This is a genomic window from Streptomyces sp. MGP-P1 (assembly GCF_057766565.1).
This window is the reverse complement of record NZ_JBYMEM010000007.1, coordinates 979,668-996,971: the sequence shown is the minus strand read 5'-3', so window position 1 is coordinate 996,971 and position 17,304 is coordinate 979,668. Positions and strand designations below refer to the sequence as shown.

Here is a 17,304-nt window from a genome sequence, read left to right as displayed (position 1 = left end):
CCCCGGTCACGCCGGATCCTCGCGCCCGCCCCACCCCACGCATCACGAGAGGCACCCATGACCGCCCCGCCGACCCCTCCGGCGATACGCGCCGAAGGACTCACCAAACGATTCGGGAAGAAGCAGGCCCTGGCCGGGGTGGACCTCGAAGCGGCCCCCGGCACCGTGCTGGGGGTCCTCGGCCCGAACGGCGCGGGGAAGACCACCACGGTGCGGGTGCTGTCGACGCTGCTGCGACCGGACAGCGGCCGGGCCTGGATGGCCGGCCACGACGTCCTCGCCGACCCGGAGGCCGTACGCCGCAACCTCGGGCTCTCCGGCCAGTACGCCGCTGTCGACGAGAAGCTGACCGGCCGGGAGAACCTGTACCTCGTGGCCCGGCTCTACGGGTTCGGCCGTCATGCCGCCCGCCGCAGGGCCGGTCAACTGCTGAGCGGCTTCGACCTGGAGGACGCCGCGGACCTGCCGAGCGGAACGTACTCGGGAGGCATGCGCAGACGGCTCGACCTGGCCGGCGCGCTGGTCGCGCGGCCGGCCGTGGTGGTCCTGGACGAGCCCACGACCGGCCTCGACCCGCGGGGCAGGGCCGACACCTGGCAGGCCGTCAGGGAGCTGGTCTCCGAGGGGACGACCGTGCTGCTCACCACCCAGTATCTGGAGGAGGCGGACCAGTTGGCCGACGCCATCGTCGTCATCGAGGGCGGACACGTGGTCGCCCGCGGCTCGGCCGCCGAACTCAAGGCGCGGGTCGGCGGCGAGCGGCTCTCGCTGACCGTGGCCGACCCGCTGCACCGGGTCACGGCGGCGGAGATCCTGGCCACGCTCGGGGAGCACTGCCCCGACCTCGACCCGCGCACCGGCTGCCTGACCGTCGCCACCGATCACGGCGCGCAGAGCCTGGAATACGCCCTGGGGTGCCTGCGGCTGGCCGGCATCGCCGTCCGGGACGTGGAGCTGGCCCCGCCGACCCTGGACGACGTGTTCCTCTCCCTCACCGGCCGCCCCCTGGAACCGGGCAGACCTCCGGTCCCTCCGACGGCCTCGACAGGCGTCACGGCGACCGGGGGCGGTGGCCGGTGACCGCGGTCCAACGGCTGAGCCGCGACTCCTCCATCGTGGCCTGGCGCAATCTGCTGAACCTGCGCCGGACACCGGGATCGGTCATCGCGGCCCTGGTGCAGCCGGTGATGTTCGTCCTGCTGCTCGCCTACGTCTTCGGCGGAAGCCTCGGCGGGGCGGACTACCGCACGTTCCTGATGGGCGGCATCTTCGCCCAAGCCGTCACGTTCAACGCGGCCTTCACCGCCCTGGGCCTGGCCAACGACATGGACAAGGGCATCGTCGACCGCTTCCGCTCCCTGCCGATGCCCGCCATGGCGGTGCTCCTGGGCCGGACCCTGTCGGACCTGACGATGAGCACGGTGACCCTGGTCGTCACCTCGCTGTGCGGGCTGCTGGTGGGCTGGCGGATCTCCGCGTCGCCGGTTGACGCGCTCCTGGCCTACCTGCTGATCCTTCTCTTCGCCTTCGCGATGTCCTGGGTGGGAGCGGCGATCGGGCTGATGGCCCGCAGCGTCGAGGTCGCGCAGAGCGCGGGGCTGATCTGGCTCTTCCCGGTCACGTTCGTCTCCTCGGCCTTCGTCTCCACGCACACCATGCCCGGCCCGCTGCGGACGATCGCGGAGTGGAACCCGGTCTCCGCCACGGCCACCGCCGTCCGACAGCTCTTCGGCAACCCGCCACCGGCCGGTGTTCCGACGAGCGACACCTGGCCGGTCGTGCACGCACTCCCCTACGCCGTGGTCTGCGCCTGCCTGATCACGGGCGCGTCCATGCTGCTCGCGCTCAGGAGATTCCGGCGCATCACTCTCGGATGAGGGAGACCCGGCGTGGTGCCGGCCTAGCGCCGGCACCACGCCTCTCTCTGTGCTCAGCTCTGGTTCGGGGGCTGTGCTCAGCTCTGGTTCAGGGGCTGTGCTCAGCTCTGGTTCAGCGGCAGCGCGACATCGGTGACCTGGTGGTTCCGGGGGAACGCTCCAACGCCCTCGGCCTGCCCGGTCAGCACGTTGACCGCGTAGAAGCGGTAGGCGCCGTCGACGTTCAGGGCGGCGAAGCCGTGGTTCATCCGGGCCCGGTGGGAGAAGTAGATGTCGAATCCGGCGTTCGGTCCGGCGTTGACGCCCAGGTTCCCGGTGGGGGCGAGGGTGCCGGCGTTGGCGGGCGACTGGAGCGAGACCCGGTCGTTCGTCGTGTCGATGTCGAACAGCGAGGTCGCGGTGTCCGCGTTGAGGTCGTTGTTCGTGTACGCCGCGCCGGTCACACCCTTGGCCGAGGAGGGGGGCGTCGTCGGGTTCGTCAGCGGGCCGTCGACGGTCGTGGTGCGCGGGGCCGCCTGGTCGTCGATGTTGTGGCGCAGGTTCTGGCCGGTGTCGCTGATGACGCGCAGACGGTTCGCCGCCGGGTTGAAGTCGACTCCGAAGAACTTGCCGGCCAGCGCCACGGTCAGCTGGGAGACCTTGGCCGCCTTCGCGTCGCGGGTGTCCAGGGTGTAGATGCCCCCCTTGTCGCCGACCCCGTACAGCTTGGCGTTCTGCACCCGGAAGTCGATGCCCACCAGCTTGGTGTCCTTCTTGAGCCCGCTGACCTTGCCCAGCTGCCACGGCTTGGACGGCGCTCCGGTACGGAACTCCACGAGCCGCTGACCGGAGGTCAGGCCGATCACCGCGAGCCCGTCGTCCCCCGCCCTCTGCTCCCACTGGTCCCCCGGGCCGGGCCCGCCCTGTACGGCCTGTGCCGGCAGCGGACCGGCCGCCCACGCGCCGGCGGATGCCGGCACGACCATGGACACCGCTGCGGTCAGGGTCGCGACGAGAACTGCTTTGCGCATCTGTGTCTCCTACGAGGTGCGACTCCCGACCATCGGGCGTCAAGAGCGACGAGAACACGTGCCCACCCGGGCCGCGCGTCGCGCAGGACCATCCGGCCCGCACCCGCACGGGGGGGTCGGCCGACGTCGATGCGGGTGGCTGCGGCTGTGCCCCGCTTCGGCGACTCAGGGAGAGTGCCACCCATCCGGTGGCCGGCGACGCCTCTTCATGCGTGCATTCTCGCGTAAGGGCCGCCTCTGCTCATGAGCTCGTCATGGGATCCCCCTTCCACCACGCGCCCCCGGTCCATGACGACGATCCGGTCGGCGTCCCGGATGGTGGAGAGGCGGTGGGCCACCACGAACACGGTCCGTCCCCGCACCAGACGGCTCAGTGCCTGCTGGACCAGGGCTTCGGAGTGGTTGTCGAGGGCCGAGGTGGCTTCGTCGAGGATGAGTACGCGCGGGTCGCGGATGAGGGCTCGGGCGATGGCCAGGCGTTGCTTCTGGCCTCCTGAGAGCCGTGCGCCGCGTTCGCCGACGACGGTGTCGATACCGTGGGGCAGGCTGTCGACGAACTCCCGTGCGTTGGCGTCCTCGAGGGCCTGGTGGACAGCGTTCTTGGTGACGTCGCGCAGACCGTACGTGACGTTCTCCTCGATCGTGCCCTCGAAGAGGATCGACTCCTGGGGCACGACGGACACGAAACGGCGGTAGCTCCTGAGGTCGAGCTGGGCCGTGTCGGTTCCGTCGAGGAGGATGCGGCCGCCGGTGGGGCGGATGAATCCGATCAGCAGGTTGAGGACGGTGGACTTGCCCGCCCCCGAAGCCCCGACGAGCGCGATGGTCTCGCCCGGCCGTGCCGAGATCGTCACCGCCTCGACGGCGTTGCGCCGGTCCGCCCCGTCCGGCTCGTCGTAGGCGAAGGTGACGTCCTCGAAGTCGATGCGCCCTTCGACGGAGGTGATCCGCTCCTTTCCGGCGTTCTGTTCCAGGTCGGGTTCCTGGAGCACTTCGCCGATGGAGCGCACGGACTCCAGGCCTTTGCTGAGGATCGGGGCGAGGCTGAGCAGTGTGGTGACGGCCCCGGTCAGAATGGCGAAGAACCCGCTCAGCATGACGACGTCGCCGGCGGTCACGGGCAGCCAGCGGTGGTACGCGACCAGCGCCGAGCCCGTGAGGCACAGCAGGCCGAGGGTGTTGAGGACGATCCATGCCAGGGAACCGAAGCGCCCGTTGAGCAGATCGAGCCGGATACCTTCCGAGCGGACCTCGTGGAGTGTGGCGTTGACACGGCCGAGCGCCGCGTGCTCCAGGCCGTGGGCGCGGGTGATGGGGATGAGCGAGGTCATCTCCCCCACCCGGGACGACAGTTGTTCCATCCGTCGGCGGAAGAGTTCGTTCTGGTCCCGCAGCCTGCGCCGGAGCCTCATCACGAGCAGCCCTGCCGCCGGGACGACGATCAGGAAGACGGGCAGGAAGGACGGCACCCGCAGCCCGATGACCACGAGACCGCCGACGAGGGTGACCAGGGCGGCGAGCCCGAGGTCCGCGCTCTGCATGAGCATCTGCTCGATCGCTTCCGCGTCCCGGATCACCTTGGCCTGCAGGACGCTGGAGCTGGTCCTCGCGTGGTAGCCGATGGACAGCTGCTGCATGCGGGCGCACAGCGCGGAGCGCAGGAGGGTGCCCAGGCCGCGAACGACGGTTCCCATGGTGCGTACGTAGATGAGGTGCAGGGGGAAGTTCAGCAGAAGAACGGTCAGCAGGACCCCGGTGGCGATCCACAGTTCGGCCACGGGGCGGTGTTCGACCACCACGTCGAGGATCACCGCGGTGATGAGCGGAAGCAGCCAGATGGGGCTGTGCTTGGCGATGAAGACGACGACGGCCAGCACGAGGCGGGAGAGATCGGGACGCAGGAGCCGGCCGAGGGTGCGCACGGGGTTCTGTCCGCTGTAGACGTGGTCAGCGGGCAGGGAACTCATGCGTGAGGTGGGTGTTTCGTGTCGCATCGCGTGTCATCTCTGGTGGTGATGTGGGGAAGGCGGTGGGGGCGGTGCGACCGGCCCGCGGTCCGGTCGCACCGCCCACACCTTCATGCCTGTAGCGGGGGCGTCACCAGGTCGAGGGCGCCGGGGGCGCGACGACCGGAGGGCGGTCGTCGCAGGTGATGGTGTTGGGGAGCATCCACGGCGCCAGCCAGCCGCCGTCGTTGCCGCCGAGGTCGGTCAGGGCGAATTCCGATCCTGTCGCCGGGAAGTTGAAGGATCCGCAGTTGTTGACGCCTACTGCTCCGACGTTGCGGGCGTCGACGTTCTCGAAGGTGGCGGCTCCCTTGGTCCGGGCGCTGAGGACGGAGGTGCCGGCGCCGTCGACGCGAACGTCCTTGAAGTGGACTCCGGGGATGTCGACCTCGTCCTTCACGCCGTACTCGCTGACCATCATGATCGCGTTGTAGGTGGAGTCCAGGTAGTGGTCGCCGGTGACCCGGATGTCGGCGTCGATGCTCTTGTCCAGGGCGTAGAACCAGATGGCTCCGAGACCGATCTTCCAGTTGAGGTCGAGGGTGCCGGCCCGGACGGTCGTGTTGTCGGTGAAGCGGAGCGTGCCGGTGAAGGGTTCGGCCCCGAAGCGGGCGCCGGCGTGCAGTCCGCTGCCTTCGCGGACGGGGTCGGCGACGAGGTTGCCGCTGACGGTGTTGTCCTGGCCGCCGTAGACGGCGATGCCGTTGGCGAGGGTCGGGGACTGGACGGTGTTGCGGGAGAAGGTGTTGCGTGCGTCGGTGGACTTGTCCGACCACATGGCCAGGCCGTCGTCGCCGGTGTTGCGGATGAAGTTGTTGTGGGCGAGGGAGTCGGTGACTCCCGTGTGGAAGTTGAGGGCGTCGGCGATCTGGTCGGTGATCACGTTGTTCGTGACCTTCACGTTCGCCATGGGGCCGTCGAACCAGAGGCCGACCTTGGTGCGGTGCAGGTAAAGGCCGTCGATGGTCGAGTCGCTCATGGCCCCGCCGATCGCGTTGACCTGGTCGCTGTCGATCCGCTCGCGCACGTCACCCTCGATGGCGAAGCCGGAGAGGTGTACGTTCCGGCTGCCGCCTTGGGCCGCGTTCTTGCCGTACAGACCGACCCCGGTGTGGCGGGAGCCGTCCGGGGCGGGCTCGGCGAGGGTGACCTGGCGGCCCTTGAGGACGGTGTGCCAGTTGCCGGCGCCGACGATGGTGACGTCGTCGACGATGATGTGCCGGTCGACGCGGAACGTGCCCCTGGGAAGGTGGACGGGCCGGTCCAGGCGCCGGGCGAGGGCGATGGCGCGCTCGATGGCGGGGGCCGCGTCGTGTCGGCCGGTGGGGTCCGCGCCAAAGGCCAGGACGTTCACCGCGCCGTGCTCCACGTGCGGCCGGGCGACGAGTTCGGTGTCGAGCAGGTCGATCACCGTCCAGGCGGCGGCGCTGCCGGCCGGGGCGGTGAGGCGGATCCGCTGCCCCGCCCGGTGGGTCCTGCCGAGGAGGAGACGCTGCTCGTCGTAGAAGTGGGTGGGCCGGAAGGGCTTGGTGATCTCCGGCGCGGGAGAAGTGGCGGCCGGGACGCAGGCGCACTCGGTGATCCACCAGTCGGGGTGGAGCAGGTCGGCGCGCGGGTCGTTGGTGAAGGGGTACTGGTTGTAGAGCCAGGAGTACTGGGACGTCAGGGTCATCGTCTTGCGGTGGCGTCCGTCGACTCGCACGTCGAGCGGAGCGGTGATGCCGCCGCCCTCGGGCGCGTCGGGGATGCTGTAGCGGACGGTGAGGGCGTTGGCGTCCCGGGGAAGGACGAACTCGACGTGCTGTCCCGGAGCCAGCTGGACGGCGGAGCGTCCTGAGGCTTCGGAGGGAAGTGTGTAGGGGGTGCGGTCGGGTCCGATGACCTTGCCGTCGGTGGCGGCGTTCTCCGCCTCCTGTTCGTCGAAGGCGACCGTGGCTCCGCGGCCCGCGACGAGCGCCGGTGCGAGGGCGGCTCTGGTGACGACCGGGGCGGCGGTGCGGGCGCCCGGCTCCTGGCCGGCCGGGCTCGCCGTCGCGAGGCCGTCGAACATCACGCTCAGGCTCAGTGTGAGGGCAGCGGTGGCCAGGAGGGTTCTTCGACGGCCGCGTACACCGCGTCCGGTTGGGCTGTTGTCGCGCATTGCGGCTCGCTTCTGTCAGAGGTGAAGGAGAAGCCGCCCGTACGTGCGGGTCGGGCGGTGGGAGCAGCAGGCCCGGTGCACGGGCCCTGGAGAGGGTCCGCGCACCGGGCGTCCCGCCGGTGGCGGCGCGGTCAGGTACGCAGCCAGACGGCGGTGTCGGAAGGGAGCGTGCCGTCCGCGGGCAGTTCCTCACTGGCCAGCAGAACCTCGGTGTGCGGCGGAAGGAGCACCGATTGGCCGGAGAGGTTGGCGACGCAGAGGAGGTCGTCGGCACGGGCGAAGGTCAGTACGCCGTCGGGCGAGGGAAGCCAGTCCATGGGACCGTCGCCGAATCCCGCTTCCTTGCGCCGCAGGCTCAGCGCCGTGCGGTAGAGGCCGAGCATCGAGAGGGGGTCGGCAGCCTGCCGGTCGACGGCGTAGCGGGACCAGTCGGTGGGCTGCGGCAGCCACGGCACCGTACCGCCGCCGAAGCCGAAGGAGGGCTCGTCGGCTTCCCAGGGCAGCGGGACGCGGCAGCCGTCGCGGCCGGGGTCGGTTCCGCCCGAGCGGGCGTGCATGGGGTCCTGGATGCGGTCCAGGGGGATGTCTGCCTCGGGGAGGCCCAGTTCCTCCCCCTGGTAGAGGTAGACCGAGCCGGGCAGGGCGAGGGTGAGCAGGGCTGCCGCGCGGGCGCGCCGGGTGCCGAGATCGAGGTCGGTGGGGGTGCCGAAGCGCTTCTTCGCGAAGTCGAAGCCGGTGTCCTCGCGGCCGTAACGGGTGGCTGTGCGCGTCACGTCGTGGTTGCACAGGACCCAGGTGGCGGGGGCCCCGACGGGAGCGTGTTCGGCGAGGGTGTCGTCGATGGTGCGGCGCAGCCGGTCCGGCTCCCAGGGGCAGGAGAGGAAGTTGAAGTTGAACGCGGTGTGCAGTTCGTCGGGGCGCAGGTAGCGGGCGAAGCGTTCCGCGTCGGGCAGCCAGACCTCTCCGACGAACACGCCGTCGTACTCGTCCGCGATGGTCCGCCAGGACCGGTAGATGTCGTGGATCTCGTCCAGGTCGATGTAGGGGTGCGGGTCGACGCCCTCGACGAAGTCGCGGAGGTCCGGCTCCTTGGTGAGCAGGGCGGCGGAGTCGATGCGTACGCCGGCGACGCCTCGTTCGAACCAGAAGCGCAGGACGTCCTCGTGTTCGCGGCGCACGTCGGGGTGGGACCAGTTGAGGTCGGGTTGTTCGGGGGTGAAGAGGTGGAGGTACCACTCACCGTCCGGGACCCGGGTCCAGGTGTTGCCGGAGAACTGGGAGGGCCAGTCGTTGGGCGGGAGTTCGCCGGTCTCTCCGCGGCCGGGCCGGAAGTGGAACCGGGCGCGCTCCGGGCTTCCCGGGCGGGCGGCGAGCGCGGCCTGGAACCAGGCGTGCTGGTCGGAGACGTGGTTGGGGACGATGTCGATGATCGTCCGGATGCCGAGCTCGCGGGCCTCGGCGATCAGCTTCTCGGCTTCGGCGAGGGTGCCGAAGGCCGGATCGATGGTGCGGTAGTCGGCGACGTCGTAGCCGCCGTCCACCAGCGGGGAGAGGTACCAGGGGGTGAACCAGACCGCGTCGACGCCGAGTTCGGCGAGGTAGGGCAGTCGCGCCCGGGCGCCCGCGAGGTCCCCGGTGCCGTCGCCGTCGCCGTCGGCGAAGCTGCGTGGGTACACCTGGTAGATGACGGCGTCGCGCCACCAGTCGTCGGTGCGGGGCGTCTGAGGGGCTGCCACGGATCGGTCCTTTCGGGCAGGGTGGTTCTTCGCCGCCGGCCCCGGTAGCGGGGCGGCGATCGGGCCGGCGGCGAAGGCTTATGGGGTGCGGGCTCGTGCTGGGGCGGGGGGGCGGGCCTGTTCAGCCCTTGAGGCCGCCCGCGGTGAGGCCGCTCATGATGTTCCGCTGGAAGATCATGAAGATCAGCAGGGTGGGGATGGAGGCGATGGTCAGCGCGGCGATCAGTACGTTGACGGGTACGCCGTTGGAGAGCGAGTAGATGCCCACGTTGAGGGTCTGCTTCGCCGGGTCGGGCAGGGTCAGCATGGGCCAGAGGAAGTCCTTCCACACCCCCACGACCGCGAAGATCGACACGACGCCGAGGATGGGGCGGGAGATCGGCAGCACGATCGACCACAGGACCCGCATGGAGGAGGCCCCGTCCATCGAGGCCGCGTCGAGCAGCTCTTTGGGAATGGAGTCGAAGAACCGCTTCAGCAGGAAGATGTTGAAGGCGTTGGTGACGGCCGGCAGCCAGATCGCCCAGGGGGTGTTGAGCAGGTTGCGCTCGATGATCGGGACGTCGAGCACGGTCAGGTACTGGGGGACGACGAGCACGGTCGCCGGGATCATCAGCGTCGCGAGCATCATGCCGAGGATCGCCTTGCCGAACAGGGGCCGCAGCTTCGACAGGGAGTAGGCGGCCGCGACATCGAGGATCAGCTGGAAGGCGAGCGCGCCGAAAGCGTAGTAGAGGGTGTTGAAGAGGAGTGTGGCGAGGTCCATCACCTCCCACGCCCGGGAGTAGTTGTCCGGCTCGAAGCTTTCGGGGACCAGGGTGGGCGGGGTCTGGATGACTTCCTGGGCGTCCTTGAAACCGCTGGAGACGAGCCAGTAGAGGGGGCCCAGGAAGACCAGGGTGAACAGGAGGATGACGGCTGCGAAGACGGTCCAGTAGAGGACCTTCCCGCGGGGCCTGGCGAGGACGGCCGGCGAGATGAGCGTGCGTGTGGACATGGCTGGTCTCCGGTCCTACTCGTCCTCGGCGCGGCTGAGCTTGACGTACACCGCCGAGAAACCGGCCAGGAGTACGAGCAGGAGCAGGCCGAGCGCCGCCGCGGCACCGTAGTTGTTGAAGTTGAATGCGTACTGGTAGATGAGGTAGACGATCGTCGTCGTCGAACCCTCGGGGCCCGCGCCGCCGGTGAGCAGGAAGGGCTCGACGAAGACCTGCATCGTCGCGATGACCTGCATGAGCGCCATCAGCGAAAGGATGAGGCGGGTCTGCGGGATGGTGACGTGCCAGAGCTTGCGGAGGATTCCCGCTCCGTCGAGTTCGGAGGCTTCGTACAGCTCGCCGGGGATGGACTGGAGGGAGGCGAGGTAGATCAGGGTCGCGCCGCCCATGTTCATCCAGGTCGAGGCGATGACGACGGCGAGCAACGAGAGGTCGGGATCTTGCAGCCATTGCTGTTCGGGCAGGCCGATCGAGGTGAACAGCTCGTTGAGGAGCCCGTAGCCGGGGTCGTAGAGGTACTTGAAGAGGAGGACCGAGGCGACCGGCGGCAGCATCACGGGGAGGTAGACGAGCAGCCGCAGATAGCCCTGGCCGTGCTGGAACTCGTTGATGACGACCGCGACCAGGAACGGCACCGCGAAGCCGAGGACCAGGGCCAGCAACGTGAACAGGGCGGTGTTGCTCCACGCCTGCCAGAAGGCCGGGTCGTTGACGACCGTCCTCAGGTTGTCGAGACCGACCCAGGTCGTGCGGCCGTCCTCCGTCTTCTGGAAGGCGAGGAAGAACTCCCGCACCATCGGGTACCAGGAGAAGACGCCGAAGCAGAGCACCGCGCCGATGAGGAAGGCGTGGGCGGTCAGGTTGCGCCGCAGGCTTCGGGCGAACCGGCCGCCGGGGGGCGCGTGTCCCGCCTCCGGGGGCGGGGAGGGGCGGTGGTCCGCCTTGCTCGGGGTCAGGCTGGGGGCCGACATCGTCTCTCCTTGGTACTGTCTGCCGGTTCTGGACCCGACGGAGTCGGGCGCTGGGGGCCGGCCCGATGGGGCCGGTCACCGGGTGGGGAAGACGCGTTCCCGCCCCACCCGGGCCCACCTACTGGTTGGCCAGGACCTGGTTGACCTGGGTCTCGGCCGAGGAGAGCAGCTTGTCGATGTCGGCGTCCTTGTTGGTGAGGACGGCCGACATGATGTTGTCGAGGATCTTGTAGACCTCCTGCGCCTTCGGCGGCTCGGCCTTGCCCGCGACGGGGTTGTCCATGAAGGTCTTGAAGTTCTCGACCGGCATGGTGGCGTGGGTGATGCGCGCCGCGTCGTCCGTCGCCTTGGACTCGTTCAGCCAGAAGTTCGGCTGCGGGATTCCCACCGGCAGGCCGTCGGCCTTGGTGCGGGCCCAGTCGAACTGTCCCTTGCCGACCGTGAGGTTCTTGAAGTTGAGCCAGGCGACGGCGGCCTTGATCTTGTCGGAGGAGATCCCCTTCTTGATCATGTAGTTGTTGCCACCGGCCAGCGTGTTCTCACCGCCGGGGATCGGGCCCATGCCGAAGTTGTCGTACTTCGCGCCCAACTGCTGGGCCATGTAGGCGATGTCGTCGGGGGCGGCGAGGAACATGCCGAGCTTGTCGGTGGCTATCTGCTTCTGGAGCTCGCCCCACTTCAGCAGCTGGGTCTTGCCCATGGAGTCGTCCTCCCAGCGCATGGCGCGGAGGTTCTCGGCGACCTTCTTGCCCAGCTCGTTGTTGAACGCCGCCTTCTTGCCGCTCGCGTCGACCACGTCGCCGCCGACGCTGTACATCTGGGCGGTGAAGTGCCATCCGCCCTGGTTGCCCGCGCTGTACTCACCGAAGCCGGAGACGCCCTTGCCGAGACCGGCGATCTTCTTGGCAGCGGCCCGCACCTCTTCCCAGGTGCGCGGCGGGGCGTCCGGGTTCAGGCCCGCGTCCTTGAAGAGCTTGCGGTTGATCAGCAGGCCCATGGTGTAGTTACTGGTGGGCAGGCCGTAGAGCTTGCCGTCCTGCTTCAGGGAGTTGAGGACGTTCGGGTCGATGTCCTTCAGCGCCGGCACGGACTTGTCGTTGACGTACGCGGTGATGTCCTCGGCGCCGTCGTTGTCGAGGACCTGCGGCAGGTCGGTGAAGTAGGTGTAGAACACGTCCGGCTGCGACTTCGCCTTGAGCATCGCGGTGAACCGCGGCGGCTCCAGACACTGGCCCGGGGTCGAGCGCCCGTCGATCGTGACGTTCGGGTACATCTTCTTGAAGGCGGCGACGTCCTCCTTCCACTCCTTCAGCTCGGGCACCTTCGCCGCGGACGGCATGCAGTCGATCGAGAGCGTCACCTTGGCCTTGGGGTCCAGCGGCTTCGTCGGATCGGACGAACCGTTCTGCTGGGACCCGCCGTTGCCGCTGTCGTCACTGCTGCTCGTGCCGCAGGCGGCGAGCGCGGTCAGCGACAGAGCCGAGACGAGGGAGATCGCGGCGGCACGACGGCTGCGGCGGAACCGGGCACTTCTCATGAGCAGACCCCTTTGGGCATGAGCGAGGAGGAGCGGTGCGAAGACGTGAGTCCCCTCACCGATGGTGGCGTTGTGGGGATGCGCACACTCAACCACCACAAACAAGTGAACGCAATATCTCGCGCTCATTTCGCAATTGCATGACAGAAGTTCGTAATCGAACCGTGACCGATACGCAGAGGGCCGTCATGCGGCAGGTGGCAACGACATGGCCACGCCCGTCACGACCGCACGGGTCGGCACGGGGCATCCGGCCCGGGCGACCCTCGGGCGGCCCTCGGGCGGCATCGAACGCGGTCCACGCGCCGGGGCGGGCCTTGGTCCCTCGCACCCTCGGCGAGCACCTTGCGAGCCCTCTCCGGCCGGGCGTCACGGCCTGGCGGCGTCACGTGCCGGCAAGCCCCACGAGCGGCGCTCCTGACCACCGTCGGCGCAGGCCCCGGGCGGGACCTGCGCCGACGGTTCGCCTCCACAGGAGGCCGAGGACCGCGCCTACGGGTTGATGTTGATCTTGAAGGTGGACGTGGTGTTGCGGACGTCGACGGCGTTGCCGTCCATGCGCAGACCGTTGAAGGTCACCTCACCGACGGCGGGGCCCTGCCCCGTCTCGGGCATCTCGTTGGCCCAGAGGCCGAAGCCGGACTTGGCGTCCCAGGCGTCGCCGCTCTTGCGGGCCCCGGTGATCGAGATGTCCGTGAGAACGGTGTCCTTGATCGGGAACTGCGGTTGGCCGCCGACGTAGTTCGTCTGGAACATGATGCCGCTGTAGGTGGGCTCGATGATGTCGACGTTGTTCACCCGGATGCCCTGGAACACCTTGGAGGCGGAGAAGAGCCACAGCCCGGGGAAGGTCTGGTTGCCCCAGAAGTGGCCGCCGGCCCGCACGATGGAGATGTTCTCCAGGGTGGTCGGCTCGGTGCCGAACCCGTTCATCGCGTAGCCGAAGTCGAGCGAGGAGACGGTCACGCCCGAGTAGACCAGGGTGTCGGCGATGTGGATGTTGCGGAAGGTGTTGTCGTAGCCGCCGTAGACGGCCACACCCGCCGCACGCCAGGTCAGCGTGCTGGTGAGGTTCTCGTAGACGTTGTTCTTCATGTCCGCGCCGCCCGCGTCGATCGCGGAGAACAGGGCGAAGCTGTCGTCGCCCGTGGCGCGGGCGTCGTTGTTGACGACGTGGTTGTCGGTCGAGCCGTTCGTCATGTTGACGCCGTCGGCGAACATGTTGCGGATGCGCGAGTTCTTGATGGTGATCCGGTCCGTGTTGGCGCCCCAGTAGAGGCAGACCATGTGCTCGGTCCAGATGTTGTCGATCTCCATGTCGGTCACGTTGGCGAAGTCGAAGACCTTGCCCGGACCGTCGATGCGCGAGGTGTAGTTGCCGAAGTAGGCGAAGTCACGGAACGACGACCCCTTCGCGGCGGCCTCGGCGCGGAAGCCGACGTCGGTGTTGTTCTGCGAGGCCGGAGCGTGGAACTTGGTGAACCAGGGACCGGCACCGACGACCTTGACGGGCTTGCCGTAGACCTGGAACTTGCTCGACGTCTGGTAGTCACCGGGCGGCAGGTAGACGCCGACGAGCTTGCCGGTGGAGTCCATGCGGACCCTGTCCAGGGCGTTCTGGACGTCCTGCTGTCCGAAACCGGTGGGTACGGCATACGCGGCCGGGTCGGGGTTGGTGGCCGGGGCCACCTGCTCCAGGTTGACGAAGTCGATCGCGTAGTTCGCGGCCTTGTTGGCGGCGTCCTTCTGGAGACGGATCTTGCTGCCCGCCGGGACGGTCTCACCGAGAAGCAGATGAGCCTCGTCGTAGATGTGGCGCGGACCGCCGGCCGACGGGGCGTTCTCCGGCTGGGTCTCCGCACCGTACAGCCAGGCGTACTTCGACGTCAGCGGCAGCGCCTTCTTGAATACTCCGTCGACGTAGACGTTGATCGAGGAGTCGATGCCGCCGCCACCGGGGGCGTCCGGCAGGGAGAAGCGGGTGACCAGGGTGTTCGTCGCCGCGCGGGCGGTGAACTCGACGTACTCGCCCGTCGCGTCCAGATTGACCGCCTTGCGGCCGGAGGCCTCGCCGGCGATGTCGCCGACGGTGCGGTTGGGGCCGACGACATTGGCGCCGCCGCCCGGGTTGCCGTCCTCCGCCTCGTACATCGTGTAGGGCATGTTCGCGCCGCGCCCGACGAACAGCGGCTGGCTGGAGGTGTTGTTGCCGCGCTTCACCGGCAGTTCGTTGGCGTCGGCCGCGAGCACCGTCTTCACGGTGTACGAGCCGTTGGCCGCTGTCCACGTGCCGAGGTTCACCTCGGCGGTGGCGCCTGCCGCGATGGTCCCGGTGTGCGCGCCGGTGAGGGTCTTGACCGTGTCGCCCTTGGCGTCGACCAGGGTGAGGGAGACTCCGTGGCTGCCCGAGGCGCTCGCCTGCGTGCCCTGGTTCTTCACCGCGGCCTTGAAGGTAACCGTGTCACCGGCGGCCGGGCTGGAGGGCGAGGTCGTCACCGAGGTCGCGATCAGGTCGGAGCTCTCGACCGGCTTGACGACCAGCGCGCTCGGGCGCGTGTAGGTGTTGTTGGTCTCGTTCTGCTCGATGACCGCGTTCGTCTCGTCCACGACCGCGCTGAGCTGGTAGGAGCCCGCGTCCCGGGCGCCTATGGATCCACTGACCGTGGTCTGTGCGCCGGCCGCGAGGGCGCCGACCTGGGCGGTGGCGACCTTGGTGCCGCCCAGACGCAGCGCGACGGCACTGGCCGGGGCCGCGGCCGGGCCGCTGTTGCGGACGGTGGCCTTGACCGTGATCTCGTCCGACTCGACCGGGGCGTCCGGCGTCGTGGTCAGGCCGGTCACCTCCAGGTCCGGGTTGGGCGCGGGCACGCCGATGACCTGGAACTCCGCGAGTTGGCCGGCGGAAGAGCCGCTGTTGGCGGTGAACTTCAGCTGGACGTCGGCGACGCGCGCGGTGACCGGGACGGTCACCGTGTTCCCCGCTGCCGGGTTGAACGCGTAGCTCTTGGCGGCGGTGAGGCTGGTGAAGCCGGAGGCGCTCTGCTCGCGGCCGAGGACCTCGATGGTCTGGTTCCGGGCGCCCCATGCGGTGGCCGGGTCGAGCTTCAGGACGAGCCGGTCGAGGTCGGCGTTGGAGCCGAGCTTGACGGTGAGGGTCTGGGGGTAGCTGCCGCCCGCGCCCTCCCAGTAGGTGCTGGTGCTGTTGTCGTTGGCGTTCGCGGCGACGAAGCTGTGCACCGAGGAAGAGGCGGCGATCGCCTTGCCGACGGCGAGGTTGGAGCCCGTGGAGCCGCTGCCGTTACGGGTGACGCTGTTGCTGTCGCCCGAGCGGTTGCCGACGGCGTCCTTGGCGCGCACGTGGTAGGTGACGGTGGCGGAGGCCGCAAGGGTGTCGGTGTAGGTGGTGACGTTGCCTGCCACGCTGCCGCGCAGCGTGTTGTTGGCGTAGATGTCGTAGCCGGTGACGCCCGTGTTGTCGGTGGCGGCCGTCCAGGTCAGTTTCACCTGACCCGCCGACGGCTCGGTGAACGCCAGGTTCGCTGGGGCCGTCGGCGCCTGCGTGTCGCCCGTGTCGGCCCGCCGGGTGACCGTCTCGCTGTTGGCCGACTGGTTGCCGGCGGCGTCCTTGGCGCGGACGTAGTAGGTCACCGTCTGGTTCGCGGGGCGGTTGTCCGTGTAGGTGGTGACGCCGCCCGCCACGCTCGTCAGCAGCGTGTTGTCGGCGTAGATGTCGTAGCCGGTGACGCCCGTGTTGTCGGTGGCGGCCGCCCAGGTCAGTTTCACCTGGCCCGCCGTCGGCTCGGTGAACGCCAGGTTCGCTGGGGCCGTCGGCGCCTGGGTGTCGCCGGTGCCGGGACCGTAGACCTCGAACTCGGAGAGCTGCGCGGCCGGTTGCGAGGTGTTCGCGGTGACCAGGACCCGTACGTACCGGGCGGTGACGGCTCCGAACGGGATGGTCACCGTGTTCTGGGCCGAGGAGGCGAACTCGTAGGCCTTGGATGCCGTGAGATCGGTGAAGTCCGTGCCGTTGGCGCTGCTCTGGATCTTGAGCGTCTGGCTGCGCGTGGCCCAGCCGTCGGGCAGGCGCAGGACGACGCGGTCGACGCGGACGGAGGAGCCCAGGTCGGCTCGCAGCCACTGGGGCAGGTCACCGTTCCGGCTCTCCCAGTAGGTCGCGTTGTTGGCGTCGTTGGCGTTGCCGGCCGCGTAGACCTCGGTGTGGCTGCTCGCGGTGAGGGTCCTGCCCGCGGCGAGGTTCCCCGAGCTCCCCTCGGCGCCGTGCACCTCCAGCTCGGAGAGCTGGGCCGCCTGCCAGCCGGTGTTGGCGGTGATGTCGACGCGTACGAAGCGCGCCTGGGCGGCCGGGAAGCTCACCGTGACGGTGTTGCCGGCGGCCGGGGTGAAGGAGTACCGGGCCGAGCTCTTGAGCGTGGTGAAGCTGGTGCCGTCGGCGCTGCCCTGGACGGACAGGGTCTGGTCACGGCTCTCCCAGCCCGCGGGGAGCTTCAGGACGACCTCGTCGATCCGGGTGCTCGAACCGAGGTCGGCCTGCACCCACTGCGGGAGGCTCGATCCGGAGCTCTGCCAGTACGTTCCCTGGTTCCCGTCCGTGGCGTTCCCGGCCCCGTACTCGGGCAGGGCGCTGCTCGCTTTCGCGGGGTCGCCCACCGCGAGGTTGGGTCCTCCGGCGGCGTGGGCGGTCATGAGAGGACCGCCCAGCGCCAGGAGGCTCGTCACGATCACGGCGCTCATGCACCGCGATCTCCAGTCAAGTCTCATCTGTCCTCTGTCTCGGTATCGCGCCCACGGGCTGCGCGGGGCGGCTCGTCGAAGGTGCCTGGACTCGGATCTTTGTCGCTCATTTGCCGTGAACGGTGGAAGAGTTGCAGACAATGAGCAACTCGTCTACGCCAAAAGGCAGTTGACCGACACCGGGCGGTCCTGGCCGCAGGCGGGCATGCCTACGGCCCCGCGCGGTGGGGCCGACGGGGTGGTTCCGTGCTGGGGAGGGGCCGGCCACCGCCGTGGC

The 17,304-nt window shown here is 69.2% G+C and carries 10 protein-coding genes; 2 read left to right on the top strand and 8 right to left on the bottom strand.

The genetic code is table 11. The features are described from left to right. The first annotated feature begins 57 nt into the window (after positions 1-57). Together AC3CH1_RS26055 and AC3CH1_RS26050 are read left to right on the top strand one after the other, a co-directional pair. Positions 58-1,080 (top strand): ATP-binding cassette domain-containing protein, encoded by a 1,023-nt coding sequence (locus tag AC3CH1_RS26055; RefSeq protein WP_488465143.1) that lies wholly within the window; start codon positions 58-60, stop codon positions 1,078-1,080. Next, positions 1,077-1,877, top strand: coding sequence for an ABC transporter permease (locus AC3CH1_RS26050; RefSeq protein ID WP_488465142.1), 801 nt, complete (start codon positions 1,077-1,079; stop codon positions 1,875-1,877). Before AC3CH1_RS26055 ends, AC3CH1_RS26050 begins: the two co-directional genes overlap by 4 nt. A 101-nt stretch (positions 1,878-1,978) precedes the next feature. Here the strand turns inward: AC3CH1_RS26050 and AC3CH1_RS26045 are convergent, their stop codons facing one another. The 8 genes from AC3CH1_RS26045 to AC3CH1_RS26010 all read right to left on the bottom strand — a co-directional run bounded on the left by AC3CH1_RS26045 (position 1,979) and on the right by AC3CH1_RS26010 (position 17,027). Continuing rightward, on the bottom strand, positions 1,979-2,887 hold the full coding sequence (locus AC3CH1_RS26045; protein WP_488465141.1) for a DUF4394 domain-containing protein: 909 nt from the start codon (positions 2,885-2,887) through the stop codon (positions 1,979-1,981). Between the two features lie 206 nt (positions 2,888-3,093). Next, positions 3,094-4,854 (bottom strand): ABC transporter ATP-binding protein, encoded by a 1,761-nt coding sequence (locus AC3CH1_RS26040; protein ID WP_488465140.1) that lies wholly within the window; start codon positions 4,852-4,854, stop codon positions 3,094-3,096. Positions 4,855-4,984: 130 nt separating this feature from the next. Further along, entirely contained in the window at positions 4,985-6,943 is a 1,959-nt protein-coding gene (locus tag AC3CH1_RS26035; RefSeq protein ID WP_488465139.1) for a glycosyl hydrolase family 28-related protein, read from the bottom strand. Between the two features lie 221 nt (positions 6,944-7,164). Next, the gene (locus tag AC3CH1_RS26030) at positions 7,165-8,769 is read right to left on the bottom strand and encodes a glycoside hydrolase family 13 protein (protein WP_488465138.1); all 1,605 of its coding nucleotides are present in this window, start codon (positions 8,767-8,769) and stop codon (positions 7,165-7,167) included. Between the two features lie 121 nt (positions 8,770-8,890). Then, a complete protein-coding gene (locus AC3CH1_RS26025; RefSeq protein ID WP_488465137.1) occupies positions 8,891-9,766 on the bottom strand; it encodes a carbohydrate ABC transporter permease in 876 nt (291 codons plus the stop codon). 15 nt (positions 9,767-9,781) lie between these two features. Further along, positions 9,782-10,738, bottom strand: a complete 957-nt coding sequence (locus AC3CH1_RS26020) for a carbohydrate ABC transporter permease (protein ID WP_488465136.1) — start codon at positions 10,736-10,738, stop codon at positions 9,782-9,784. A 118-nt stretch (positions 10,739-10,856) separates the two neighbouring features. Beyond that, entirely contained in the window at positions 10,857-12,275 is a 1,419-nt protein-coding gene (locus AC3CH1_RS26015) for an extracellular solute-binding protein (protein WP_488465135.1), read from the bottom strand. Positions 12,276-12,767: 492 nt separating this feature from the next. Continuing rightward, positions 12,768-17,027, bottom strand: coding sequence for a discoidin domain-containing protein (locus AC3CH1_RS26010; RefSeq protein ID WP_488465134.1), 4,260 nt, complete (start codon positions 17,025-17,027; stop codon positions 12,768-12,770). Positions 17,028-17,304 lie beyond the last annotated feature (277 nt).

What these genes read in the sequence shown, in the direction of transcription:
- AC3CH1_RS26055 (WP_488465143.1), top strand. Translation starts at nt 58, where the DNA reads ATGACCGCCCCGCCGACCCCTCCGGCGATACGCGCCGAAGGACTCACC.
- AC3CH1_RS26045 (WP_488465141.1), bottom strand. Translation starts at nt 2,887, where the DNA reads ATGCGCAAAGCAGTTCTCGTCGCGACCCTGACCGCAGCGGTGTCCATG.
- AC3CH1_RS26040 (WP_488465140.1), bottom strand. Translation starts at nt 4,854, where the DNA reads ATGAGTTCCCTGCCCGCTGACCACGTCTACAGCGGACAGAACCCCGTG.
- AC3CH1_RS26035 (WP_488465139.1), bottom strand. Translation starts at nt 6,943, where the DNA reads ATGTTCGACGGCCTCGCGACGGCGAGCCCGGCCGGCCAGGAGCCGGGC.
- AC3CH1_RS26025 (WP_488465137.1), bottom strand. Translation starts at nt 9,766, where the DNA reads ATGTCCACACGCACGCTCATCTCGCCGGCCGTCCTCGCCAGGCCCCGC.
- AC3CH1_RS26020 (WP_488465136.1), bottom strand. Translation starts at nt 10,738, where the DNA reads ATGTCGGCCCCCAGCCTGACCCCGAGCAAGGCGGACCACCGCCCCTCC.
- AC3CH1_RS26015 (WP_488465135.1), bottom strand. Translation starts at nt 12,275, where the DNA reads ATGAGAAGTGCCCGGTTCCGCCGCAGCCGTCGTGCCGCCGCGATCTCC.
- AC3CH1_RS26010 (WP_488465134.1), bottom strand. Translation starts at nt 17,027, where the DNA reads ATGAGCGCCGTGATCGTGACGAGCCTCCTGGCGCTGGGCGGTCCTCTC.